General features: G+C 68.5%; 20 protein-coding genes. 10 read left to right on the top strand and 10 right to left on the bottom strand.

All coding sequences use genetic code 11. The features are described from left to right. The first annotated feature begins 134 nt into the window (after nt 1–134). Genes zwf through eda form a run of 3 tightly spaced genes read left to right on the top strand, consistent with a single transcriptional unit; the run spans nt 135 to nt 3,007 of the window. Nucleotides 135–1,637, top strand: a complete 1,503-nt coding sequence (gene zwf, locus OCUBac02_RS18995; RefSeq protein ID WP_173047827.1) for a glucose-6-phosphate dehydrogenase — start codon at nt 135–137, stop codon at nt 1,635–1,637. Next, nucleotides 1,637–2,323 (top strand): 6-phosphogluconolactonase, encoded by a 687-nt coding sequence (pgl, locus tag OCUBac02_RS18990; RefSeq protein WP_173047825.1) that lies wholly within the window; start codon nt 1,637–1,639, stop codon nt 2,321–2,323. Before zwf ends, pgl begins: the two co-directional genes overlap by 1 nt. A 39-nt stretch (nt 2,324–2,362) precedes the next feature. Continuing rightward, entirely contained in the window at nt 2,363–3,007 is a 645-nt protein-coding gene (gene eda, locus OCUBac02_RS18985) for a bifunctional 4-hydroxy-2-oxoglutarate aldolase/2-dehydro-3-deoxy-phosphogluconate aldolase (protein WP_173047823.1), read from the top strand. 168 nt (nt 3,008–3,175) lie between these two features. Here eda and OCUBac02_RS18980 read toward each other — a convergent pair whose 3' ends face one another. Both OCUBac02_RS18980 and OCUBac02_RS18975 read right to left on the bottom strand, forming a co-directional pair. After that, nucleotides 3,176–4,279, bottom strand: coding sequence for an NAD(P)/FAD-dependent oxidoreductase (locus OCUBac02_RS18980; RefSeq protein WP_173047821.1), 1,104 nt, complete (start codon nt 4,277–4,279; stop codon nt 3,176–3,178). A gap of 12 nt (nt 4,280–4,291) precedes the next feature. Beyond that, nucleotides 4,292–5,464: a M20 aminoacylase family protein gene (locus OCUBac02_RS18975; protein WP_047581743.1), complete on the bottom strand. Its 1,173-nt coding sequence runs from the start codon at nt 5,462–5,464 to the stop codon at nt 4,292–4,294. Nucleotides 5,465–5,911: 447 nt separating this feature from the next. Here OCUBac02_RS18975 and OCUBac02_RS18970 point away from each other — a divergent pair, with 447 nt between their 5' ends. Continuing rightward, complete coding sequence (locus tag OCUBac02_RS18970; protein WP_173047819.1) at nt 5,912–6,319, top strand: DUF882 domain-containing protein; 408 nt, start codon at nt 5,912–5,914, stop codon at nt 6,317–6,319. 28 nt (nt 6,320–6,347) lie between these two features. Here the strand turns inward: OCUBac02_RS18970 and OCUBac02_RS18965 are convergent, their stop codons facing one another. Beyond that, entirely contained in the window at nt 6,348–7,331 is a 984-nt protein-coding gene (locus OCUBac02_RS18965) for a threonine ammonia-lyase (RefSeq protein ID WP_173047817.1), read from the bottom strand. A 111-nt stretch (nt 7,332–7,442) separates the two neighbouring features. Further along, entirely contained in the window at nt 7,443–8,699 is a 1,257-nt protein-coding gene (locus OCUBac02_RS18960) for a peptide ABC transporter permease (protein ID WP_173047815.1), read from the bottom strand. Nucleotides 8,700–8,934: 235 nt separating this feature from the next. Between OCUBac02_RS18960 and OCUBac02_RS18955 the strand changes: the two genes are divergently transcribed. Both OCUBac02_RS18955 and mobA read left to right on the top strand, forming a co-directional pair. Further along, nucleotides 8,935–9,450, top strand: coding sequence for a DUF2478 domain-containing protein (locus OCUBac02_RS18955; RefSeq protein WP_173047813.1), 516 nt, complete (start codon nt 8,935–8,937; stop codon nt 9,448–9,450). Nucleotides 9,451–9,468: 18 nt separating this feature from the next. Continuing rightward, on the top strand, nt 9,469–10,077 hold the full coding sequence (gene mobA, locus OCUBac02_RS18950) for a molybdenum cofactor guanylyltransferase MobA (RefSeq protein ID WP_173047811.1): 609 nt from the start codon (nt 9,469–9,471) through the stop codon (nt 10,075–10,077). A 7-nt stretch (nt 10,078–10,084) separates the two neighbouring features. Here the strand turns inward: mobA and OCUBac02_RS18945 are convergent, their stop codons facing one another. The 3 genes from OCUBac02_RS18945 to OCUBac02_RS18935 form a co-directional block, all read right to left on the bottom strand. After that, nucleotides 10,085–10,486: an SRPBCC family protein gene (locus OCUBac02_RS18945; protein ID WP_173047809.1), complete on the bottom strand. Its 402-nt coding sequence runs from the start codon at nt 10,484–10,486 to the stop codon at nt 10,085–10,087. Nucleotides 10,487–10,703: 217 nt separating this feature from the next. Continuing rightward, the gene (locus tag OCUBac02_RS18940; RefSeq protein ID WP_173047807.1) at nt 10,704–11,819 is read right to left on the bottom strand and encodes an Mrp/NBP35 family ATP-binding protein; all 1,116 of its coding nucleotides are present in this window, start codon (nt 11,817–11,819) and stop codon (nt 10,704–10,706) included. Nucleotides 11,820–12,030: 211 nt separating this feature from the next. After that, a complete protein-coding gene (locus OCUBac02_RS18935; protein WP_244638991.1) occupies nt 12,031–12,288 on the bottom strand; it encodes a sulfurtransferase TusA family protein in 258 nt (85 codons plus the stop codon). A gap of 152 nt (nt 12,289–12,440) precedes the next feature. Here OCUBac02_RS18935 and OCUBac02_RS18930 point away from each other — a divergent pair, with 152 nt between their 5' ends. Further along, nucleotides 12,441–13,682, top strand: a complete 1,242-nt coding sequence (locus OCUBac02_RS18930; protein WP_173049709.1) for a molybdopterin molybdotransferase MoeA — start codon at nt 12,441–12,443, stop codon at nt 13,680–13,682. Here OCUBac02_RS18930 and OCUBac02_RS18925 read toward each other — a convergent pair. The 3 genes from OCUBac02_RS18925 to OCUBac02_RS18915 all read right to left on the bottom strand — a co-directional run bounded on the left by OCUBac02_RS18925 (nt 13,679) and on the right by OCUBac02_RS18915 (nt 18,967). After that, complete coding sequence (locus tag OCUBac02_RS18925) at nt 13,679–14,449, bottom strand: TIGR02186 family protein (protein WP_173047805.1); 771 nt, start codon at nt 14,447–14,449, stop codon at nt 13,679–13,681. The genes OCUBac02_RS18930 and OCUBac02_RS18925 overlap by 4 nt on opposite strands. Beyond that, nucleotides 14,446–15,375 carry a sulfite exporter TauE/SafE family protein gene (locus tag OCUBac02_RS18920; RefSeq protein ID WP_047575986.1) on the bottom strand — a complete coding sequence of 310 codons (930 nt, stop codon included), beginning with the start codon at nt 15,373–15,375 and terminating at the stop codon, nt 14,446–14,448. Before OCUBac02_RS18920 ends, OCUBac02_RS18925 begins: the two co-directional genes overlap by 4 nt. Before the next feature lie 235 nt (nt 15,376–15,610). Next, complete coding sequence (locus OCUBac02_RS18915; protein ID WP_173047803.1) at nt 15,611–18,967, bottom strand: SEL1-like repeat protein; 3,357 nt, start codon at nt 18,965–18,967, stop codon at nt 15,611–15,613. 358 nt (nt 18,968–19,325) lie between these two features. Here OCUBac02_RS18915 and OCUBac02_RS18910 point away from each other — a divergent pair, with 358 nt between their 5' ends. The 3 genes from OCUBac02_RS18910 to OCUBac02_RS18900 all read left to right on the top strand — a co-directional run bounded on the left by OCUBac02_RS18910 (nt 19,326) and on the right by OCUBac02_RS18900 (nt 23,255). Next, nucleotides 19,326–19,775 carry a MerR family transcriptional regulator gene (locus OCUBac02_RS18910; RefSeq protein WP_244638990.1) on the top strand — a complete coding sequence of 150 codons (450 nt, stop codon included), beginning with the start codon at nt 19,326–19,328 and terminating at the stop codon, nt 19,773–19,775. Between the two features lie 346 nt (nt 19,776–20,121). Next, nucleotides 20,122–21,909 (top strand): acyl-CoA dehydrogenase C-terminal domain-containing protein, encoded by a 1,788-nt coding sequence (locus OCUBac02_RS18905; protein WP_173047801.1) that lies wholly within the window; start codon nt 20,122–20,124, stop codon nt 21,907–21,909. Between the two features lie 137 nt (nt 21,910–22,046). Then, entirely contained in the window at nt 22,047–23,255 is a 1,209-nt protein-coding gene (locus tag OCUBac02_RS18900; RefSeq protein ID WP_047576787.1) for an acetyl-CoA C-acetyltransferase, read from the top strand. The last annotated feature ends 99 nt before the right edge of the window (nt 23,256–23,354 follow it).

Here is a 23,354-nt window from a genome sequence, read left to right as displayed (position 1 = left end):
CAGCGCGCCCAATCCGTCTCACTCTGGTCGCAGCCCTGCGCTAGCTGCTTCGTGTCCGGCCCGGATTGCGGCCGGCCGACGAGGCTTTGCGCCGGTCCAGCGAACCGGCAGCGCCTGACGGAGTTACAGGATTGATGGACGCCATCGTGGATAACGCGCTTCGGCCCGAGACAGCCCCCGAGCGGACGCCGGTTCCGCCCTTCGATCTCGTGATCTTCGGCGCGGGCGGCGATCTCGCCTTGCGCAAGCTCTTCCCGGCGCTGGCCCAGCGCAATCGCGAAGGCGTCCTGCCCGGCGAGAGCCGCATCCTCGCCATCGTCCGCAAGGAGGAGGATGTCGAGGGGCTGCCGAAGCAGATCGCCAAGCGCCTCGACGAGGAGGGCATCCCGAAGGATCAGGTCGAGCCCTTCCTTCGCCGCCTGACCATGGTGATGCTCGACGCGGTGAAGCCCGAGACCTACGGCGCGCTGAAACAGGCACTGGGCGAGAGCGAGCGCGTCCGCTCCTTCTACCTCTCGACCCCGCCCGACCTCTTTATCCCGATCTGCGAGAACCTCGCCAAAGCCGAGATCCTAACGCCGACCTCGCGCGTCATCCTGGAGAAGCCGCTCGGCCGCGATCTCGCCTCGGCGCGGGCGATCAACGATGCCGTCGCGCGCATCCTGCCGGAAAGCCGCACCTATCGGATCGACCATTATCTCGGCAAGGAGACGGTGCAGAACCTGCTCGTCCTGCGCTTCGCCAACACGCTGTTCGAGCGGTCATGGTCGAGCCGCGATATCGACCATGTCCAGATCACGGTCGCCGAGACGGTCGGCCTGGAACAGCGCGCCGGCTACTACGACAAGTCCGGGCATATGCGCGACATGGTCCAGAACCATCTCATGCAGTTGCTGACCCTCTTCGCCATCGAGCCGCCGAACATGCTGGAGGCCGGCGCCGTCCGCGAGGAGAAGATCAAGGTGCTGAAGGCGCTGCGCCCCATCGTCGGACCGGATGTCCAGCGCTACACCGTGCGCGGCCAGTATGGCGCCGGCCAGATCGACGGCCAGCGCGTGCGCGGCTATTCCGAGGAGCTCGGTCACGGCTCGAATACCGAGACCTTCGTCGCCATCCGCTGCGAGGTCGACAACTGGCGCTGGGCCGGCGTGCCGATCTATCTGCGCACGGGAAAACGCATGGCGCAGCGCTATTCCGAGATCGCCGTCACCTTCAAGCCGGTGCCGCATTCGATCTTCGGCGGCGGCTCCTGCGATCGGCTTGATGCCAACCGCCTCTTCATCCGCCTGCAGCCGAACGATGGCGTGCAGCTTCAGTTGATGATGAAGGTGCCGGGCTCCGGCCGGCTCAAGATCGTGCCGCGCCAGCTCGATCTGCGCTATTCGACCGCCTTCGACGAACGCACGCCGGACGCCTATGAGCGCCTGCTGACCGATGTGATCCGCGGCGACCAGACGCTGTTCATGCATCGCGACGAGGTCGAGCAGGCCTGGGCCTGGGTCGATCCGATCATCGCCGGCTGGCAGGACTACTATCCGCACCCGCATCGCTACGCCGCAGGCTCCTGGGGGCCGTCGCAGGCGATCGGGCTGATCGAGCGCGAAGGCCGCTCCTGGGCCGACCCGGATCTGGTCTGATGGCCGGCCCGCTCGCCTGGCATCGCTTCGCCACGCTCGCCGATGCCTCCGAAGCGCTGGCGGAGGCGGTCGCGATCAGACTGAAGGACCTGCTCGCCGGGCAGGGCAGGGCGCTCCTCGCCGTGCCCGGCGGCACAACCCCGGCCGGCTTCCTCGCAGCGCTGGGGCAGCGTGACCTGGCCTGGGAGCAGGTCACGCTGCTGCCGACCGACGAGCGCTTCGTCGCGGCCGATGACGCCGCCTCGAACGAGCGCATGATCCGCGCGCAGTTCGCGCCACTGGCCGCGGGGCGTGCGTCCTTCCTGTCCTTCCACGAACATGGCAGCGACATCGAGGCCGCCGCTGCTTTGCTCTGCGCCAAGCTTGCCGAACTTCCCGAGATCGACCTGCTCGTCAGCGGCATGGGCGCGGACGGGCATATCGCTTCGCTTTTTCCCGGTGCCGAGGCCACCTTCAATGCGGTGCCCGACAGCGGCATCGTCGTCGCCCGCCCGCCTGGTCTGCCGCCGCGCCTGTCGCTCTCGCCCGCGCGCCTGCTCGGCGCCGGCTTGGCGAGCCTGCTGGTCTCCGGCGCGGCGAAGGAAGCGGTGCTTCAGGCCGCCCCCGAGCGCGGGCAGACGCCGCTGCCGGTCGATCTTCTGCTCGGCAGCGCGCGAGGGCTCGACGTCTACTGGGCGAAGGAGTAGAGCCGGATTTCCTGCTCAAATCGATTGAAAGACGAGGCCATGGACGAGACTGCCGCGATTGCCCGGTTGAAGAGCTGCGGCGTGATCCCCGTCGTGGTGATCGAGGACGCCTCGCGGGCCGTCGATCTCGCCCATGCGCTGGTTGCCGGCGGTATCGATGTCGTCGAGGTCACGCTGCGCCGCCCGGCCGCGATGGAAGCGCTCGCGGCGATCGCGAAATCGGTCCCGAAGGCGCTGGCTGTGGCGGGCACGGTCGTGACCCCGGCCCAGGCTCAGCAGGTCAAGGATGCCGGCGCACAGGCGGTGGTCAGCCCCGGTTTCAGCGAGAGCGTCGACGAAGCCTTGCGGAAGGCGGGTCTGCCTTGGCTGCCGGGTGTGGCGACGGCTTCGGACTGCATGCGTGCGGTTGCAGCCGGCCGGACCACCGCGAAATTCTTCCCCGCAGAGCAGGCGGGAGGCCCACCGGCCCTGAAGGCGCTCTCCGGCCCGTTCCCGCAGATGACCTTCTGCCCGACCGGCGGCGTCGGCCTGAAAAACCTCGGCGATTATTTGGCCCTGCCGCAGGTCATCTGCGTCGGCGGCTCCTGGCTGGTCCCGGCCGATGCGATTGCCGCCGGCGACTGGAAGCGGATCGAGACGCTGGCACGCGAGGCGAAGGAAGCATTCCTGAAGGCGCGGAGATAAGGCGCGGGACAAGAAGCGAGGCGCGAGAGCGAAAGAGTGTCATCCCGTGCGCGCTGCGGCGAATGCCGCTGCGCAGACACGGGATCGTTCTCAGGAAAAGGCGCCTCGTCACACGGTCCCGTGTCTGCGCAGCAGCGTTTCACGCTGCAGCGCGCACGGGATGACACCCTATGACAGCTTCTCGCGCACCATTTCCGCGATCGCGAGCGAACTGGTCAGCCCCGGGCTCTCGATGCCCAGCAGGTTGACCAGGCCCAGTACCCCATGCACCTCCGGCCCGTCGATGCGGAAATCCGGCATCGGCTCGCTCGGCCCATGCAGCTTCGGCCGGATGCCAGCATAGTCCGCGACCAGCGCGCCATCCGCCAGCCCAGGCCAATAGGTCCGGATCGCCGCGTAGAACTTCTCCGCCCGCGCCGGATCGACCACCAGATCCTGGTCGCTCTCGACCCATTCGACATCGGGGCCGAACTTCACCCGCCCGCCCATGTCGATCGTGGCGTGGATGCCGAGGCCGGCCGCCTCCGGCACCGGATAGACCAGATGGCTGAAGGGCTGCTTGCCCGTCAGCGCGAAATAATTGCCCTTCGCATAGTGCTGGACCGGCACATGCTCGGCCGGAAAACCGTCGAGCAGGCCGAGCAGCTTCGGCGCGCCATGACCGGCCGAATTGATGACGGTCCGTACCGTGTAGGTCGCCGGATCGTCGCCGCCGAAATCGACGCTGAATCCATCGGCCTCGCTCCGCCAGCCGGTGATAGGCGTATTGAGCGCAAGCGAGCCGCCGGCCGCTTCGCATTCGCCGAGCAGCGAGAGCATCAGCGCATGGCTGTCGACCACGCCGGTCTCGGGCGAGAGGAGCGCGATCTCGCAGCGCACTTCCGGCTCCATCGCCTTCGCCTCGGCGCCGGAGAGCCAGCGCAGCGTATCGACGCCCGAAGCCCTGGCGCGGGTCATGATCGTCTCCAGCGCCGGTTTCTGGGCTTCCGAGGTGGCGACGATCAGCTTGCCGCAGGCCTTGTGCGGCAGGCCGCGCTCCTGCAGGTAGCGATAGAGCAGCTCACGGCCCGCGACGCAGACGCGGGCCTTCAGCGAGCCGGGCGGGTAGTAGATCCCGGCATGGATGACCTCGGAATTGCGTGCCGAGGTCTGGGTGCCGATGCCCTCGGCAGCCTCGGCGATGACGACCTCGCGTCCGGCCAGCGCCAGCTCACGGGCCACCGCGAGGCCGACGACGCCGGCCCCGATCACCAGACAATCGATGTCGCTCATCGCCTGAAGCCGTCAGCCGCGCTGCGGCATGGCGATCTCGATCAGGCTTGCCCAGTAGTTCACGCCCACCGGGATCGCTGCATCGTTGAACTCGTAGGCCGGATTGTGCAGGCCGGCCGAGTCACCATTGCCGATATTGATGAAGGCGCCGGGGCGCTCCTCCAGCATGTAGGAGAAGTCCTCCGAGCCCATGGTCGGCGGCACTTCGGTGTTGATCGCGTCCGAACCGAAGGCCTCCTTCGTCACGCTGGTGGCGAAATCGGTCTGGCCGGAATGGTTGAAGGTCACCGGATAGCCGCGGCGGTAGTTGAGCTGGTACTTCATGCCGAAGGCCTTCATCACGCCCTCGACGATCTCGGCGATGCGCTTCTCGGCGAGGTCGCGGGTTTCCGGCGTCAACGTGCGGACCGAGCCCTTGATCTCCGCGGTCTGCGGGATGACGTTGAAGGCCTCGCCGGCATTGAGCGCGGTCACGGAGACGACGATCGACTCCAGCGGATCGGCGTTGCGCGAGGCGATCGTCTGCAGCGCGGTGACGAGCGCGCACGACGCGACGATCGGATCGTTGACGCGATGCGGCGCGGCCGCGTGGCCGCCGAGGCCCTCGATCTTGATATGGAGCTGGTCGGCAGCCGCCATGGCGGGGCCCTTGCGGATCTCGAACTTGCCGACGGGCACGCCCGGCTTGTTGTGCATGCCGTAGACTTCCTGGATGCCGAAGCGGGTGATCAGCCCGTCGTCGATCATCGCCTTGGCGCCGGCGCCGCCCTCTTCGGCAGGCTGGAAGATCAGCACGGCGGTGCCGTCGAAGTCGCGGGTCTCGCTCAGGTACTTGGCGGCGCCGAGCAGCATGGCAGTATGGCCGTCATGGCCGCAGGCATGCATCTTGCCGGGGACGGTCGAGCGGTGCGGGAGATTGGTTTCCTCGTGGATCGGCAGCGCGTCCATGTCGGCGCGCATGGCGATGACCCGCCCGGAGCCCTGGCCCTTGCCCTTGATGACGCCGACAACGCCGGTCTGGCCGACGCCGGTGGCGACTTCATCGACGCCCCATTCCCGGAGCTTGTCGGCGACGAGGCCGGCGGTCCGGTGGACGTCGTACATCAGCTCGGGGTGGCGATGGATGTCGCGGCGGATCGCGGTGATTTCCGGGGTGAGCGCCGCGATGATGTCGGTCTTGGGCATCGTATCCTCTGAGATGGCATGGGGCGACCGCGCAGAAAGCGGGTGCCGTCACGCAGGCTAGCCCAGCCGCGGCCCGCCTGTCCAAGCCGGTGGCGCGCAGGGGATGGGCCTTCGCGGAATGGCGGGTGCTATCCTCCGCGTCATCCCGTGCGCGCAGCGGCGCTTCACGCTGCGGCGCGCACGGGATGACAGCTCCCTTTCTCGGTGCCGTTCCAGATCGCCAGCCAGAGGTCGTCGGTGGCATGACCAAGAGCCAGGAACGATCTGGGTCACGATAGTGAAATAACCCGGAAAGGCTGCAGCCATGATTTGGCCTTGCTTCACGATTAGCGGAAGCGCCATCCGCTCGGGCCATCGAGATTATCTGGCCTGATCCTTTTCAATCCTCCCTTACATGTCTGGTAGATGATGCGTCGCTTGTCGTTGCTTGCGTTACTGTGCGGTTTCTTGCCTGCGGCCGCCCTGGCCGATGTCACGCCCGAGAAAATCTCCTTCCAGCCACAGGTCAAAGGCCTCGGCTGTCTCAAGCCTGAGACCAAGGCGATGATCGCCGAACTCGTCGCCAAGATCGGCCCGATCCAGATCACCTCGACCTGCGGCGGCCGCCATGCCCGCCACTCGCAGCACTATAGCGGCAGGGCGATCGATTTCCGGCCGATGGCGACGTCGTCGCGCAAGGCTGCCGCGGCCGCCCGCGCGATCGAGAGCGTCGGCGGTGTCGGCACCTATTCCAACGGTCTGGTCCATGCCGATGTCGGCGCGCGCGAGATCTCCTGGCACGGCCACAAGCGCAGCCGCTACGCCTCCGCCGGCAAGCGCAGCCGCTATGCCCGGCTTGCCCGCAACAGCAACTGACATGGCATGGCGCGCGGTTTAAGTGGCGTTAGACGCCGAAGCTCTTGCGCCAACCCTCGATATCCTCGAGCGCGACATTCGAGCCGCAGAGCACGAGGCAGACGCGCTCGCCCGGCCGGAAGCTGTCCTTGCGCTCCAGCGCCGCGGCGACCACGCAGGCCGCGGCCGGCTCCAGCAGCACCCGCCCGTTCTGAAGCACCCAGACGAGCTCGCGGACGGCGTCCGCGTCGGGCACCACGATGATCTCTTCAAGGAATTGCCGGGCGGCCGCCATGGTGCGCTTGGTGGCGAAGGGGGCGCCGAGCGTGCGGGCGATCGAGGTCGGGCGGATCGCCACCGGCTCTCCGGCGGCTAAAGCCTGAGTCATGGTCGTCGCGCCCTCGGTCTCGACGCCATGCAGGCGCACCGCCGGGTCGAGCCCCTTCAGGGCCGCACCGACACCGGCCGAGAAGCCGCCGCCGCCGACCGAGATGAAGACATGGTCGAGCCGCCCGCCGGCATCGGCCGCCAGTTCGAGGCCGAGCGTACCATGGCCGGCGATGATCGCCGGATCGTCGTAGGAATGGACATGGGTCATGCCCTGCGCGGCATAATCCTCCGCCTGTGCGAAGGCTGCGACGGAATCCTCGCAGAGCTCGACCTGACCGCCGGCCTCCTCGGTCAGGCGGATGTTGAGCGCGGGCGTCGCCTTCGGCATCAGCACCAGAGCGCGCGTGCCGACGGCCTTCGCAACGAGCGATACCGCGATGGCATGGTTGCCACCCGAGACGGTGACGACGCCGCGCGCCAGTTCGGCTTCGCCGAGCCCCATCAGCTTGTTGTAGCAGCCCCGCACCTTGAACGAGCCGCCGAGCTGCAGGCTCTCGACCTTGACCCAGGTCTCGACGCCGAGCCGCGCGGACAACCCGGCGCTGTAATAGGTCGGCGTGCGGCGGACCCTGCCGGCGATGCGCGCCGCGGCGGCCTGCACGTCGGCAAGGCCGACGTCGAATGCGGTGACGTCGATTGTCATGACGCTCTGGTCCTCTGACGCGGCGATTCCGGTCCGGCGGCACGAGAGCGCGGCGGGTGCCCGGCCGTCAAGCACCGGATTCGGCTGCTCGCATGTGACTGAAGCTGGCTGTTAGGGAGCGGGCGGCGGGCTCGCCTTGGGACGCATAGGGTTGACCGGGCGCGTCGGCAGCGGCACCGCCGGGCGATCGGTGCGATACTGGCCTCGCGCGATGGCGCCGAACAGAAGCATCACGGCGGTCAGGGTCATCAGCCACCAGGGCAGGAGCGGCGCGAAGCCGAACACGCTGAGCGCGAAGGCGGTCGTGAAGGCCGCAACGCCGCCGGCGGCGAGCGCGCCGGTCATGCGGCCGGCAGCACGGATCGCGAAATAGAGGCAGGCTGCGGCGGCCGCGGCCCCGACCAGCCCGAGCTCGTACCAGGTCTCGAACAGCAGGGTCGCCGGTGCGGGCTGCGGCAGGGTGCCGCTCATCTGGCCGCGCACGACCGTGTCGAGCCCGTGCCCGGTGATCAGCTCGATCGGCGATTGTCGGATGACGTCGGCCCAGATCGAGAGCATCTGCGCGAAATCATCGGCGCTGTCGGGCAGGATCGCGACGAGCGGCGCCATCAGGAAGGGCAGGACCGGCGCGAACAGCATCAGCCCGGCGACGATCGCGGCGATGATCTGCGTCGCCCGCTCGGGGCTGGCGGTGACCGCGCCGAAGGCGACCGCGCCGAAGATCATCGCGATCGTCTCGCCGTCCTCGAAGCGCGTCAGCGCCAGCAGCGTCACGACAAGCGCGAGGCCGAGCGCGCTCAGGCCGCGTTCGCGCGAGAGCAGCCAGGCCAGCGCCGGCCATGCCATGATCAGAATGATCGAGACGCCGCGCTCGACGGCGCCGGGCGGTGTCTCGGCATGGCGCAGCGCCGCGACTGCGATCAGCCCGAGCGCGAAGATGCCGGCACTGCCGGTGCCGAGCGCGACGAGATTGAGGTTCGAGGAGCGCATCCGCTCGGGCAGGGCGGAGAGGCCGACGAAGCCAAGCACGGCGGCGAGCATCAGATTGCCGGCCTTCTCGGCGGCGGCAGCCGGGAACGGGCTCCAGATCAGTGACAGGAAAGCCCAGGCGATCAGGCCGATCAGGATCAGGCCGGGGCGGCTCACCAGAAGCATGCGCAGGGTGCCGGCGAACTTGCGGGGGGCCTCGACCAGGGTTGCGATGATCAGCAGCGCGACGCCGATCGGAACGAGCATCACGGCGGCCCTGCGCGAGACCAGCGCGGCCAGCGGCAGGACGAGCGCCAGCGTGCCGAAGCCGATGCGCCGCAGCAGCAGCGCGGCGTCGGTCGCCGGGTCGAGCGGGGCTTGGGCGTTGTTGCAGATCATGCGTTCCGGCGGGTCCTGACAGCCTCTCGGCCTGCCCGGCCGCCCGGGATGAGCCGCCGCTACCCTAGCGGGCGGAATGACGCCCGACTGTAGGTGCGGCGCAACACTCGAAGCTGTTTCGACATCGTCAAATCGGCGCCTCGAAGCAGGATGATCTGCGTTCGCGCCTTCCCGGCGCCGGGTGTTGCGGCATCGGGCCTCTGGCGAAGCGGCGGCGTTCATGAGAGAAACCGGCATGACCATGCTGGCAGCCATCCCCTTCGCGAGCGGCTTTCCGATCGACGCCTTCATGCACGGGCTCGTCGCCCGGCTGAAACGACAGGGCCTGCGCCTCGGCGGCGTGGTCCAGCACAATGATGCGACCTGCGATGACCGCTGCATGGCGATGTCGCTGGAGGACGTCGCCAGCGGCCGGCGTTTCCCGATCAGTCAGGATCTCGGCGCCGGCGCCTCGGGCTGCCATCTCGATGCGGCCGGATTGGCGGCCGCTGCCGTCGCCTTCGCCGATGCGCTGGCCGGGCGCGTCGATCTCGTCATCGTCAACCGTTTCGGCAAGCAGGAGACGGTGGGCGAGGGCCTGCGCGCGGAGATCGCCGGCGCGCTGCTCGCCGGCCTGCCGCTGCTCATCGCCGTGCGCCGCGATTTCCTGCCGGCCTGGCGCGACTTCGCCGGCGACGACTGGCTCGAACTGCCCCCCGACGAGGCGATTGTGGAACGTTGGGCCCAGGCGGCCACGGCCGTCGCGGCCTGATCGACCGGTATGGCCGGGATGCCGACTGTCGGCCTGATCCTCGCGGGAGGCCTCGCCCGGCGGATGGGCGGCGGTGACAAGGCGCTGAAGCCGCTCGCCGGCCGGCCGATCCTCGCCCATGTCGTCGATCGCCTGCGCGGCCAATGCGACGATCTCCTGCTCAACGCCAATGGCGATCCGGCACGCTTCGCCGGCTTCGGCCTGCCCGTCATCGCCGATACGGTCCCGGATTTCGCGGGGCCTCTCGCCGGCATCCTCGCCGGGCTCGACTGGATCGCATCCCACCGGCCGCAAACCGAATGGCTATTGAGCGTGGCGGCGGACACCCCTTTCATCCCCGGTGACCTCGCCGCGCGATTGCATCAGGCAAGGGCGGCCGCGGGCACTCCGCTCGCCTGCGCGGCTTCGGGTGGACGCCAGCACCACGCCATCGGGCTCTGGTCGGTCGCATTGCGGGAGGACCTGCATCGGGCCCTGGCCGAGGGCGAACGCCGGCTCGGCTGCTGGACGCAAGCGCATGGCGTCGCCATCGCGGAATGGCCGGCCGAACCCGTCGATCCCTTCTTCAACATCAACACGCCGGAGGAGCTTGCCGAAGCCGGGCGGCTGGCGGCGGCAGGCCTCTGACCGGCGCCTATCCTTCCAGCAGAGCTTTCAGCGCCGCGAGGTCGCGCGCGACCATGGCCGCGTCCCGCGCCATATCGTCATCGGACATGTCGTCGCGCTGGAGCAGCGTGAACACGATCTCGGCCCCGTCGCCATTGGCGACGACCCGCATCGGATTGTGCATGGCCGGGCCGTGCTCGGGGATGACCGCGTGGTCGAGCACGCCATGGTTGTTCGGCTCGCTGAACAGGATGCGCATCGGCCCCATCGGCGTCTCGGCGCGCCATGTCATGCCCTCGACCTGCACGAAGCTGTGGCCGAGACCCTCGGCCCAGCGCGGGAAATTCGCAGGCTCGGCGAGGAAGGCATAGACCTCCTCCACCGGCCGCTCGATGCCGATCCCGATATGGCGGGCGCGATGGACGGGCATGGCTTTGTCCCTCTCAAACGCGAATGCGGGTGATCCCGGACGGAAACGAAGCGGAGATCCGGCCCCCATGCCTGAACTTAACCGGGCGCGCTCCGGCATGGATCCCCGGGTCAAGCCCGGGATGACGGAGTGGTTCCCAGCCAAGTCAGAAACTATTCGGAACAAATAGAGAACAAAATTGTACCGCCGTCAAGTCACCGATACGGCGCGTTCGCTGTTATTCGATGACGATCCTTGGTGCCGCCCGGACTGCGCCGCCGAGGCTGGCCTGCACCTGCCGGGCGAGCGCGAGATAGGCCTTGGCATGGGCGCTCGACGGATCGCTTGCGACGATCGGCCGGCCACCGTCCGAGGTCTCGCGAATCGGCATGGCCAGCGGGATTTCGCCGAGGAAGGGAATGCCGAGCCGCTCGGCCTCGTGCCGGGCGCCGCCATGGGCGAAGATGTCGGAGCGGTGGCCGCAGGCCGGGCAGGTGAAATAGCTCATGTTCTCGACGAGGCCGAGGATCGGCACCGCGACCTTCCTGAACATCGCGACGCCGCGGCGGGCGTCGAGCAAGGCGAGGTCCTGCGGCGTCGAGACGATGACGGCTCCCGCAAGCGGGACCTGCTGGGCTAGGGTGAGCTGGGCGTCGCCGGTGCCGGGCGGCATGTCGACGACCAGCACGTCGAGCTCGCCCCAGGCGACCTCGCGCAGCATCTGGGTGATCGCCGAGATCACCATCGGCCCGCGCCAGATCATCGGCGTCTCCTCGTCGACGAGGAAGCCGATCGACATCACCTTGAGGCCATGGGCCTCCATCGGTGCGAGCGTCCGGCCCGAGACGATCTGCGGCTTGCCGGTGATACCGAAGATCTTCGGCATGGACGGTCCGTAGATGTCGGAATCGAGCACGCCGACCTTGAGGCCCAGCGTCGAGAGTGCCACGGCGAGATTGGCCGCCGTCGTCGACTTGCCGACGCCGCCCTTGCCGCTGGCCACCGCGATGATCTGCTTCACGCCCGGCACGCCGGCTGGCTTGGGCGGGCCGCCCGGTCCCGGGCGCTGTGCCTGCTGCCGCGCCTGCATCCCGGCCGAGGGGCCGGCCTTGTCGGCGGTGAGCCCGACCAGCACCTGCGTCACGCCCGGCAGGCCGCCGACGGCGCTCTCCGCCGCCTTGCGCACCGGCTCCATCGCTGCGGCTTCCCTCGCGTCGATGCCGATGGCGAAGATCACCTTGCCGCCATCGACGAGGATGTCGCCGACGCGGCCGGAGGCGGCGAGCGACTGCCCGCTCGCCGGCAGCTTCACCAGTTCGAGCGCCCGCAGGACATCGGCTTGGGAGACGGTCACGTTGTCGAACTCCGTTTCTCGGAAGCGTCATTCTCGGGCGGAGCGCAGCGCAGACCCGAGAACCTCTTTCAGGAGATGCTCGGGTCAAGCCCGAGCATGACGCGGTTGTCTAGAGCATCGGCCCGAAAAGTGGAACGCGGTTTTCGGAAAAAGCCGATGCAAAATCAAAGGCCTAGACCATCGGACTGAATATGATATTCAGTCCGATGGTCTAGGCCGCTTTGCGGATATGGAAGACGAGGGCGCCGTCCGCATCCCCTTGCCGCTCGATGATGTCGCCGGTTTCGCGCGCGAGGTTCGGCAGGTCGATCGCCGCCATCGGGTCGGTGCACTGCACGACGAGCAGGCTGCCGGCCCGCGCGGCGATCAGCGCCTTGCGCACGCGCAGCACCGGAAGCGGGCATTTCAGACCGCGCAGGTCGAGCGGAATCATGTCCATGGTCGCGCCCGCCGGGGCCGTTATCGTCATGCTGCTTCATAGGACGCCGGGGCGGGCGGCGGCAACCGCCGCCTTGACGCAGATCGCTTGACCCGGCCGATGGCGGCGTCGATGAAGGGGCGACCGATCGGGAGGGAGCGGACTGCGATGCACTCAGGTGGCCGAAGCAGGCGAGGGGCGTGATGGCGCGGCTGGGCGGCGGCCGGACCGATTCCGGCCTCGTCACGCTCGACGAGGCCGCAGCCGACGCGGTTTCGCGTGTGCATCCGGTATCGAACACCAGGGAACTGCCGCTCGCCGAGGCCGACGGCCATGTGCTGGCGGAAGCGATCACAGCGCCCCGCGACCTGCCGCCCTTCGCCAATTCAGCGGTCGATGGCTATGCCGTCCGCTTCGCCGATCTCGCAGTCGGCGCGGCGACCCGCCTGCCGGTGCTGGGCCGGACGGTGGCGGGGGAGGCCCCCACGCGACTGGAGCAGGGCGCCTGGCGCATCTTCACCGGCGCACCTGTTCCCGAAGGCGCCGATACCATCGTGATGCAGGAAGATGTCGTCGCGGACGGAAACGCGGTCGCGCTGCCGGCCGGGATCCGGCGCGGCGCCAATCTGCGTCATGCGGGCGAGGATGTCGCGCGCGGGCAGGAGGTGCTGCCGGCGGGGCGGCGCCTGCGCCCGCAGGATCTCGGTTTGCTGGCGGCGCTGGGACTGGCCGGGGTCACCGTTCGCCGGCGCCCGCGCGTCGCGCTGTTCTCGACCGGCGACGAGCTCACCGAGCCCGGCAAGCCTCTTGGTCCCGGAGCGATCTACGACGCCAACCGGGCGATGCTTCGCGCCATGCTGACCCGGGCCGGCGCGGCGGTCGTCGATCTCGGAATCCTGCGCGACGAGGCGGCCGACCTCGAGCTGCGGCTGCGCGAGGCGGCGGCCGATTGCGATCTCGTGCTCACCTCTGGCGGCGTCTCGGTCGGCGAGGCCGATCATGTCCGGGATGCGGTGCAGGCTTGCGGCACGCTCGATCTCTGGCGCGTGGCGATCAAGCCGGGCAAGCCGATCGCGATCGGCAGCGTCGCCGGCACGCCCTTCGTCGGCTTGCCCGGCAATCCGGTCGCGGTCTTCGTCGGCTGCGCCTTCGTGCTCCGCCCGCTGCTCGCCCGGTTGGCTGGCGAAACCTATGATCCTCCGCAAGCCTCGCCCGTCAGGCTGGGCTTCGCGCATGCTCGCAAGCCGGGCCGCCGCGAGTTCCTGCGTGTATTGCTTGAGCAGGATGCCGATGGTGCCACGATCGCACGCAAGCATCCCGGAGAGGGCGCCGGTTCGATCGCCTCGCTCGCGCAATCTGACGGGCTCGTCGCGTTGGCTGAAGATGTTGCTGACGTCGAGGCGGAGGAGAGCGCTCCGTTCTACCCCTATTCCACGCTCTTCTAGTCGCGCCGGAAGATCACGCTCGCGCCCCAACCGAGGAACAGCGCGATCAGCACGGTGACGAGGCCGTAGAGCGGCGCCCAGTCATAGGCGCCGAGCGCGAGCCGCTGCTCCAGGCCGGTCTTGACCACCTCGAAATTGGTCTGCTGACGCGCCAGCGGCACGCCGCCGGAATAGAGCACGATATCGACGGTGTAGGAGCCTGTCGGCGCCGTCGCGGGGATGTCGACCGGCGAACTGAACAGCGCACTCGACAGGAAGGTGACGCCACGCTCCTCGTAGCCGTACAGGTCCTTGGCCTGCATGATCCGGACGAGACTCTCCTGGAAGCGCCGGGAGCCGGGGTCGAAATCGACCCAGCTGCCCGAAGGGCGCTCGGCATTGATGAGCCCGATGCGGTCCCGCTGCGCCGTCTCCTTCGACATCACCTCCGTGATCGGCCGGTTGCTGGCGACATGCAGGAAGACCGGGTTGTCCGGGAAGCGCCGTTGCGTCCGGTTGATCCAGATCGGGCCGAGTCGCTCCTTCTCGCGCACCAGCAGCATGCGCCGCGGCCCGCGCACGGTGACGATGATGTCGTAGGGGTCGCCGCGCGCGACCGTGCGGCCGTCGCGCTCGACGAGGCCGAACACCGTGAGCTGGCTGCCGGTATAGTTCGAGGTGATCTGGATCTGATGGCTCGACATCGCGGCGATCAGCGTCTCGGCGCGGGCGGCAGCGGCCATGAGACCGATCGCGAGTGCGGCGAGGAGGATGGAGAGCCGTCTCATCGTCCGCTCTCCGGCACGACCACCGAGAACGGTTCGCTCGGCGGGATGAAGAGCTCGATGGCGAAGCGCAGGCCCACCGACAGGATCAGCAGCGCCAGCAGCAGGCGGAAGGATTCGACATTGAGGTTGCGCGCGGCGCGCCCGCCGAACTGGGCGCCGATCACGCCGCCGACCAGCAGAAGCACGGCCAGCACGATATCGACCGATTGGTTGGTGACGGCATGCAGCACGGTCGCGCCGGTCATCGTCACCAGGATCTGGAACAGCGATGTGCCGACCACTACGGCAGGCGGAATCCGGAAGAAATAGATCAGCGCCGGTACGAGAATGAAGCCGCCGCCGACGCCGAGCACGGCGCCGATAAAGCCGATGACGACCGCCAGCAGCGCGATGGGCAGGACGCTGCAGTAAAGGCCGGAGCGATAGAAGCGCTGGCGCAGAGGCAGGCCCATCCACCACGGATGCATGCCGCCGCGCCGCTTCAGGCGGGCCGGCCTGCCGGCCCGGACGCGCAGCATGGCGCGCAACGCGTCGTAGAGCATCAGCCCGCCGATGATCGAGAACAGCGTCACATAGGACAGCGTGATGACGAGCTCGAGCTGGCCGAGCCGGCGCATTGTGTTGAAGAACAGCACGCCGAGAACCGTGCCGAGGATGCCGCCGCTGACCAGCACGCCGCCGAGCTTGAGATCGAGCGCCTTGCGCCGGAGATAGGTCAGGACGCCGGTCATCGAGGAGCCGGCGACCTGTGCCGCGACGGTCGCGACCGCGACTGCCGGGGGAATGTCGAGGAAGATCAGGAGCGGCGTCAGCAGGAAGCCGCCGCCCACGCCGAACAGGCCGGAGATGAAGCCCACCGCGCCACTCAGGCCGAGAACCATCAGCACGCTGATCGGCAGTTCGGCGATCGGCAGGTAGATCTGCACGCTTACCCCTCGCAAGGCTGGCGCTTGGCCGATGGCCTGCGCCTGATGGGCCCCGGACTAGGCCGTCCGGGTTAAGAGCCTCTGCCAAAGCCCGGAAGGATCTCGATGGGCTTTGGCAGAGGCTCTCGGGCAAATTTCCGAAAGGAAAAGGCGGGCCGCTTCCGGCCCGCCCTAGGAAACGATTGTTCTTGGTGCCGCGTCAACACGTCGGAACCATGACATCGTGCGATTCGGCTCAGGTTCGGGATTGCTTGGCCGGCTTGGGCGCTGCCGCGGTCGGCTGGGGATCCCAGCCCTTCGCTGGAGCGCCGACCTCGTTGGCGACGGCGTCGAGCGTCTTGGGTTTCCAGCCAGCCGCCACTGCTTTGGCCGAGGTGAGGTCGTCCGGTTTCAGGCGCTGGGCCACCTCGTCGCGCTTGCGGCCGGCATCTTCGTCGCCCTGCCTGGCGGCGACAGAGAACCAGACGAAGGACTGGGCGAGGTCGGTCGGCGCACCAAGGCCACGGCCAAGCAGCACGGCGAGATTGTACTGGCTGTCGCGGACGCCGAGCTCGGCCGCGCGGCGGAACCATTCGGTCGCCACGGCATAATCCGGCTTACCCGAGACGCCCTCGGCATGGAGCACGGCAAGGTTGTGCATCGCCTTGGCATTGCCGCGTTCGGCCGCGCGCTGATACCAGATTCGCGCGAGCGACAGGTCGCGCTGCGTGCCGATGCCCTTCTCGAACATGTTGCCGACGCGGAACTGGGCGGGCGCGAGGCCGGCGACCGCCGCGCGCTCGAAAAGACGTAGCGCCAGCTTGGGATCGCGCTGGTTGGCCGGGCCGTCGGCAGCCTTGCTCGCCAGTTCGTAGACGGCGCGTGCATCGCCGTCCTGAGCCGCCTTGCGCAGCCCGGCACTCCCGAAACCGGCCGGCAGGTCGCCGATCCCGGTCACGGGCTGGATGGATTCGGCCGGCGCGGCGGTGGCGGCGGACGCTGTTTCCGCGACGGGCGGGACTGCGGGCGCGGTGACGGACCGTTCGGACGCGGCATTGCTGGCCGTGGACGGGACCGGCACGTCCTGCGTCGCGGCGGGCAGCGCCGAGGACTGGTCCTTGGCGGGAGCCTGCGCCGGGGCGGCCGGAGCCTCGGGCAGGGCGGCCGGCGGCGCGATCAGGCTGCGTGCCTCGCTGTTGGCCGCCTTGTCGCTGTCGCCGCGCAGCGAATTCGTCACGAGATGGGCAGTGCCCATGGCGAGGATCAGCGCGGCGAGCCCCAGCAGCAGCGGGCGCTTGCGCTTCTCCAGGATTTCCTTGAGCCGGCTCGGGCTCTTGGCCGCCGGCTCTGCGGCCGGCGAGGGCGTCGAAGCGGCGGCTTCGCTGGCCGCCTTGGCCGAGCGCCGGGCGGCGGCGATCAGGCTCTGGCGCACCGATTGCGGGTCCTGCGCGTTGCCGGCCGCGGCCTCGGGGCGCGGGCGTCCGGAGCCGGGCTCCAGCGGGATGTCGAAGGCCGTGCTCGTCGGCAGTACCGGCTCGCTGCTGGGAAGTTCGGCCGCCGGATTGGCGAAGCGGTCCTGCGCGGCCACACCGACCGAAAGGCCCGGATTGTTGCGAGCCGGAGCGGGATTGGCCCGGACGACACCGTCGCCGGCGCGCATCGCGGCAGCCAGCCCGTTCCCCGTAGGACGGTGCTCGCCCTGCAACTCGGCTTCGAGGCTCGCCAGGCGCGACATGATCGTCTCGAGCGAGTCATGCACGGCGCCGAGTGCATCACGGGTCTGCCGGTCGGACGAGACATGAGTATCGCGCAGGCCCGTGACCAGGCTCGACAGTTCGGCGATGCCCTTGCCGGGAGCCGCGGTGCTGGCCGCCTGGACGAGGGCGGCCCGTTCGGCCGCCGTCTCCTCGCGCATCGAGCGCAGGTGGACGACGAGGTCCTGCAGCGTGCGCTCCATGCCGTTCTCGGCGGAACGGGTCGCGGAGGCCTCGTCGAGGCGGCTGGCGATGCCCGAGATCTGCCGCTCGAGAGCGTCGAAGGATTCGGCATTCGCTCCGGGTGCCCCGGCCTCGTCGATCTTGTCGGCGAGATGCTTCAGCATCTGCTCGATCGGGTTGAGGTCGACGGCTGCCGCGCCTTCCCCGACCATCCGGGTCAACTGGCTCGACGCGGCGAGGCTCTCGATCCGGCCTGACAGCGCTTCGATCTGGCGGGTCACGGCGGAGGGGCCTTGCTCGGCGAGCGTCTCGATCCGCTGCTGCAGGGAGTCGATCCGGCTGACGAGATAGTCGCTCTGCTGCTGCGAAGCGGTCTCGTCGAGCTTCTGCGTGGCGACCTCGTCGAACTTGCGCGACAGCGCGTCGATCTGCGCGCCGAGCCCCGTCAGCAGATGGGCGCCGGGGATCTGCCCGCGCTGGGACAGCACGGCGCTGCGCACGTCGTCGATCGCGCTCGCCAGGCTGCGCAACTCGCTCATGTCGGGCTCGACGTCGCGCAGCCGGCCGATTTCGAAGCCGAGCGTGGCGACCTGCTCGGAAAGGTTCTCCAGTTTGTGGTCCTGCCCGCTCGCTCCGAGGAGATCGCGGAGCTCGGCGATGTCGCGCCTGACGGGGTCGAGATTGGTGACCTGGCCGCCGCGCGTTGCAAGCGCATCGACCTTCGCGGCGAGATGCGCGATCTCGAGCTGGAAGCGCTGGTAGCTTTCGCCGGCCCGGTCCTGCGACAGCCGCGAGACTTCCGCCTCGATCCGGGTCAGCGGTTTCAGCAGGGGCTCGAACTGGTCGCGCCGGTCGAGCCTGTCGAGACGATCGGCCAGAAGGCCGATCTTGGCCTCGATGGCGCTGGTGTCGACGCGCACGGGCGCGGCCGGCCGCTGCGGCTGGGCCGGGCGGCGGCCTTCATGGGAGAGGCGCGATCCGATCTCGCGCAGGTCTTCCCGCAGGGCCGAGATGCGCTCGGGCGCGACCGCGGCCGGCCGCTGGGTCACGGCTTCGTCCGTGTCGAGGACGCGCTGGCGCGTGCGGATATCGGTGACGGCTGCGGCAAGCCCCTCGCGGCTGAAGGCGAGGCGCGGAGCCTGTTCGGTGCGGGTCTGCTGCGCCTCGGCGCCACGGCGCTCGATTTCGGCGATGCGCTCGCCCATCGTCTTGATCGCGTCGGCGATGACGTTGGTCGCGCGCTCCTGCCGCTCGGCGGCGCCGCGCTCGCTCGACGACAGGCGATCCTCGGTCTTCTCGATCCAGCGGGTGATCGAATCCAGCGCACCGGCGGTCCGGGCATTGGCTTCGCGGGTCATGCTTTCGAGGGCGGCCGCCTGGCCGACGAGGCTGTCGATCGCCTCGCGTGACGGGCTCGGGGCGGCCTGCCGTGCCGCGGTGTCCGTCCGGCCCTGCGACAGGCGGGCCAGCCGCTCGGACAGGGCGGCGATGTCGAGCTGCTCCGGCGCGGCGGGGGCAGGGGCTGCGGCGGGGAAATCAGCCTCCTCGCTCTCGTCGCGGATCTTGTGGTCGAGCCATTCGCCCAGCGTCATGCCCGCCCGGCGGGCCGCCGCCTTTGCCGCATCGCGCGTCCGGGGATCGACGCCCTTCACGCTCCAGGGCAAGCTATTGGCCATGATCTCGCTCGCCTAAGGGGGGCTTTGTCTGCGGCAGGCGAGGCCCCCCTGGTGCCGTCGCCCTCCGCGCGAACCTTGGCTGATCGTGAAGATACCGTTGACGAAGCCACGAAGCGGTTGCGCGTTCCCGACATTTGGCCGGCATGGTAAACAGCAGGTTAATAAGCGGGGGGCGGATCGTTAATTTTTTCCGAATGCCGCATGGGAAGGGCCCCGGCAGGGCCATGTAACGGTAACTTACCCCGCTGGTGCGACGTATTACCTGACGCTGCGGGAGCGGCTTCCCTATCACTACGCCATCGATCGATGCCGCCATATGGGCCGGCGATTCGATCCCATCGCAAGGATTGCAGCTTTCATGTCACGCCAAAGCTTGGCTATGGCGGGTTCCTCGATTCATGAAACCCGCTCCGCCTCCGACGACGCCGAACAGCACGGCGATTTCACCATCAGCGACCTCGCCCGCGATTTCGGCGTGACGCTGCGCACGCTGCGCTTCTATGAGTCGCGCGGCCTGATCACGCCGAGCCGCTCCGGCATGACGCGCATCTATTCGGCGCGCGATCGCGCCCGCCTCGCCCTGATCCTGAAGGGCAAGCAGCTCGGGTTCACGCTGGTCGAGATCCGCGCCATGCTCGCCAACGAGGACAGGAAGGGTTCGGCCGGCGCTGCCGCATCCGTCGGCGGCCTCCAGCTCAGCCGTGAGCAGATCGTCGAACAGCTCGACCTGTTGCGCAGCCAGCGCGCCGAGATCGAGAGTGCGATCACCGAGCTCGAAGCCTCGCTCTCGCGGTTGGGCAAGGCCTGAATGACGGCTTTCCGACACGACTGAAGGGTGTCATCCCGTGCGCGCCGCAGCGTGTAGCGCTGCGGCGCGCACGGGACCGTCCTCCGGAAAAGGCGCCTTCTCGTCATGCGGTCCCGTGTCCGCGCTGCGGCATTCACATGCCGCAGCGCGCACGGGATGACAGTGGCCTCCACCAAAGCCCCGGCTTCGCCGGGGCTTTTTCATGTCCGGCGTCACGTTCCCGCCATCCTGCCGACGACAAAATCCCAACGTCCCAGTTGCATCTTCGCCGAGATTGTTTATATATGAACTATCTTGATGCGGCGACAGGGATGATGCGCCGCCTTGCGACGAGAGGGAGGATCCGATGCCGGTCTACAAGGCACCCGTCGACGACACGCTTTTCCTGCTCAACGACGTCTTCAACATCGAGCGCTACAACAACCTGCCGGGCTTCGCCGATGCGTCTTCGGACGTGGTCGAGGCCGTGCTCGGCGAAGGCGCCAAGCTCTGTGAGGAGGTCCTCCAGCCGATCAACTATTCCGGCGACCAGGAAGGCTGCACCCGCCACGCGGATGGCCGCGTCACCACGCCGAAGGGCTTCAAGGAGGCCTATCAGGCCTATGCCGGCGGCGGCTGGATCGGCCTCGCCATGGACCCTGAATATGGCGGCCAGGGCCTGCCCTACACGCTCGGCGCCGTGATGAACGAATATGCCTCGGCCGCGAACATGGCCTTCGCCATGTATCCGGGCCTGACCATGGGCGCCATCGCCGCGCTCTACGTTCACGGCTCCGACGAGATCAAGCGCACCTATCTGCCGAAGATGATCGACGGTACCTGGTCGGGCACGATGAACCTGACCGAGCCGCATTGCGGCACCGATCTCGGCCTGCTCAAGACCAAGGCCGTGCCGAACGGCGACGGCTCCTACGCCATCTCCGGCACCAAGATCTTCATCTCGGCCGGCGAGCAGGACATCACCGAGAACATCGTCCATCTCGTGCTTGCCCGCATCGAGGGCGCGCCGGCCGGCGTGAAGGGCATCTCGCTGTTCGTCGTGCCCAGAAACAAGCTGGGCAGCGATGGCTCGGTCGGTGCCAATAACGGCGTGTCCTGCGGTTCGATCGAGCACAAGATGGGCATCCACGGCAATGCGACCTGCGTCATGAACTATGACGGCGCGCAGGGTTGGCTGGTCGGGGCCGAGAACAAGGGCCTCAACGCCATGTTCGTGATGATGAACGAGGCCCGCCTCGGCGTCGCGATCCAGGGCCTCGCCCAGTCCGAGGTCGCCTACCAGAACGCCGTCGCCTATGCGAAGGAGCGCCTGCAGGGCCGCGCGCTCACCGGCGCCAAGGAGCCCGCCAAGCCGGCCGACCCGATCATCGTCCACCCGGACGTGCGCCGCACGCTGATGTCGATCAAGGCCTTCAACGAGGCGGCCCGCGCCTTCGTGCTCTGGAACGCGCTGAAGTCCGACATCGCCCATCGCTCCGGCGACGCCGCCGAGCGCCAGGCGGCCGACGATCAGCTCGGCCTGATGACCCCGGTGCTCAAGGGCGTGCTCACCGATGTCGGCTTCGACAACGCGGTGAAGGCGCAGCAGATGTTCGGCGGCCACGGCTATATCGCCGAGACCGGCGTCGAGCAGTTCGTCCGTGATGCCCGCATCGCCATGATCTACGAGGGCGCCAACGGCGTTCAGGCGATGGATCTCGTCGGCCGCAAGCTCGGCCGCGACGGCGGCCGCGGCATCATGACCTTCTTCAACGAGGTCGGGACCTTCCTGAAGGAGAATGCCGAGGACGAGGCGCTGAAGCCGCTGCTCGGGCCTTTGCAGGTTTCGCTGGGCCATCTTCAGCAGGCGGCGATGTGGTTCATGAACAACGCCCTCGCTAAGCCTGACAATGCCGGCGCCGGCGCCAGCGACTTCATGCACCTGCTCGGTCTCGTCTCGCTCGGCTACATGTGGGTGAAGATGGCCAAGGCCGCGCAGGAGAAGCTCAAGGCCGGCGCCGACGAGCGGATGAGCGGCAAGCTGGTCACGGCCCGCTTCTTCATGGAGCGCACCTTGCCGGAAACCGCCGCGCATCTCGCGCGCATCACCTCCGGCGCGGACACGACCATGGCGCTGAGCGTCGAGCAGTTCTGACGACAACATCGTCATGCCCGGGCTTGACCCGGGCATCTCTTGCAGAACGCGCTGGATGACGAGATGGTCGGGTCAAGCCCGACCATGACGTCCGGCACCAGAACGCGCCGCCCGACGGCGCCCCGGGAGGCCACCAAATGGCAGACGCATTCATCTACGACCACGTCCGCACCCCGCGCGGCAAGGGCAAGGCCGACGGCTCTCTCCACGAAGTCACCGCGATCGAGCTCGGCACCCAGGCCCTGCGCGCGATCAAGGACCGCAACGATCTCGATCCGCTGCTGGTCGAGGACGTGGTGATGGGCTGCGTCGATCCGGTCGGCGAGGCCGGCGCCGATATCGCCCGCACCGTCGCGCTCAAGGCCGGCTACGGCAAGGAGGTGCCGGGCGTGCAGATCAACCGCTTCTGCGCCTCGGGCCTCGACGCGGTGAACCTCGCCGCGGCTCAGGTCATGTCCGGCCAGAAGGAGATGGCGATCGGCGGCGGCGTCGAGTCGATGTCGCGCGTCGGCATGGGCGCCTCGGGCTTCGGCATCGCGGTCGATCCATCAGTCGCCATCGACACCTATTTCATGCCGCAGGGCGTCTCGGCCGACCTGATCGCGACCAAATACGGTTTCTCGCGCGACGATGTCGACGCCTTCGCCGTACGCTCGCACCAGCGCGCCGCCAAGGCCTGGGCCGAAGGCCGCTTCAAGCGCTCGGTGATCCCCGTCACCGACGTCAACGGCCTCGTCATCCTCGACCGCGACGAGACGATCCGGCCGGGCACCGACATGCAGACTCTGGCCGCGCTGAAGCCCTCCTTCGTCCAGATGGGCGAGATGGGCGGCTTCGATGCGGTCGCGACCGCGGCGCATCCCGATGTCGAGTTCGTCAACCACGTCCATCATGCCGGCAACTCGTCGGGCATCGTCGACGGTGCGGCTGCCGTGCTCGTCGGCTCGAAGAAGGCCGGCAAGGCTGCGGGCCTGAAGCCGCGCGCCCGCATCAAGGCCTTCGCCACAGTCGGCTCCGATCTCGCGCTGATGCTGACCGGCCCGGTCGACGTCACCGAGCGCGTGCTGAAGAAGGCCGGCATGTCCGTAGGGGATATCGACCTGTTCGAGCTGAACGAGGCCTTCTCCTCGGTCGTGCTGCGCTACCAGCAGGCGCTCGACATCGACGACGCCGTCCTGAACGTCAATGGTGGTGCCATCGCCATGGGCCATCCGCTCGGCGCGACCGGCGCGATGGTGCTCGGCACCGTGCTCGACGAGCTGGAGCGTCAGGACAAGCAGACCGCGCTGGTGACGCTCTGCGTCGCCGTCGGCATGGGCGTCGCCACCATCATCGAGCGGGTCTAGCGCTGTCATCCCGTGCGCGCCGCAGCGTGAAAACGCTGCTGCGCAGACACGGGACCGCATGACGAGTTAGCTCCCAGCACCGCCTTTCCTGATGACGAT

Source organism: Bosea sp. ANAM02 (assembly GCF_011764485.1).
GTDB lineage: Bacteria > Pseudomonadota > Alphaproteobacteria > Rhizobiales > Beijerinckiaceae > Allobosea.
The sequence above is the reverse complement of the archived record's forward strand: the minus strand, read 5'-3'. Positions and strand labels throughout refer to the sequence as shown.

Bases quoted from the DNA above. Each gene is read 5' to 3' on its own strand.
- zwf (WP_173047827.1), top strand. From the start codon at position 135: ATGGACGCCATCGTGGATAACGCGCTTCGGCCCGAGACAGCCCCCGAG.
- pgl (WP_173047825.1), top strand. From the start codon at position 1,637: ATGGCCGGCCCGCTCGCCTGGCATCGCTTCGCCACGCTCGCCGATGCC.
- eda (WP_173047823.1), top strand. From the start codon at position 2,363: ATGGACGAGACTGCCGCGATTGCCCGGTTGAAGAGCTGCGGCGTGATC.
- OCUBac02_RS18980 (WP_173047821.1), bottom strand. From the start codon at position 4,279: ATGAGCGACATCGATTGTCTGGTGATCGGGGCCGGCGTCGTCGGCCTC.
- OCUBac02_RS18975 (WP_047581743.1), bottom strand. From the start codon at position 5,464: ATGCCCAAGACCGACATCATCGCGGCGCTCACCCCGGAAATCACCGCG.
- OCUBac02_RS18965 (WP_173047817.1), bottom strand. From the start codon at position 7,331: ATGACAATCGACGTCACCGCATTCGACGTCGGCCTTGCCGACGTGCAG.
- OCUBac02_RS18960 (WP_173047815.1), bottom strand. From the start codon at position 8,699: ATGATCTGCAACAACGCCCAAGCCCCGCTCGACCCGGCGACCGACGCC.
- OCUBac02_RS18955 (WP_173047813.1), top strand. From the start codon at position 8,935: ATGACCATGCTGGCAGCCATCCCCTTCGCGAGCGGCTTTCCGATCGAC.
- mobA (WP_173047811.1), top strand. From the start codon at position 9,469: ATGCCGACTGTCGGCCTGATCCTCGCGGGAGGCCTCGCCCGGCGGATG.
- OCUBac02_RS18945 (WP_173047809.1), bottom strand. From the start codon at position 10,486: ATGCCCGTCCATCGCGCCCGCCATATCGGGATCGGCATCGAGCGGCCG.
- OCUBac02_RS18935 (WP_244638991.1), bottom strand. From the start codon at position 12,288: ATGACGATAACGGCCCCGGCGGGCGCGACCATGGACATGATTCCGCTC.
- OCUBac02_RS18930 (WP_173049709.1), top strand. From the start codon at position 12,441: ATGGCGCGGCTGGGCGGCGGCCGGACCGATTCCGGCCTCGTCACGCTC.
- OCUBac02_RS18925 (WP_173047805.1), bottom strand. From the start codon at position 14,449: ATGAGACGGCTCTCCATCCTCCTCGCCGCACTCGCGATCGGTCTCATG.
- OCUBac02_RS18915 (WP_173047803.1), bottom strand. From the start codon at position 18,967: ATGGCCAATAGCTTGCCCTGGAGCGTGAAGGGCGTCGATCCCCGGACG.
- OCUBac02_RS18910 (WP_244638990.1), top strand. From the start codon at position 19,326: ATGTCACGCCAAAGCTTGGCTATGGCGGGTTCCTCGATTCATGAAACC.
- OCUBac02_RS18905 (WP_173047801.1), top strand. From the start codon at position 20,122: ATGCCGGTCTACAAGGCACCCGTCGACGACACGCTTTTCCTGCTCAAC.
- OCUBac02_RS18900 (WP_047576787.1), top strand. From the start codon at position 22,047: ATGGCAGACGCATTCATCTACGACCACGTCCGCACCCCGCGCGGCAAG.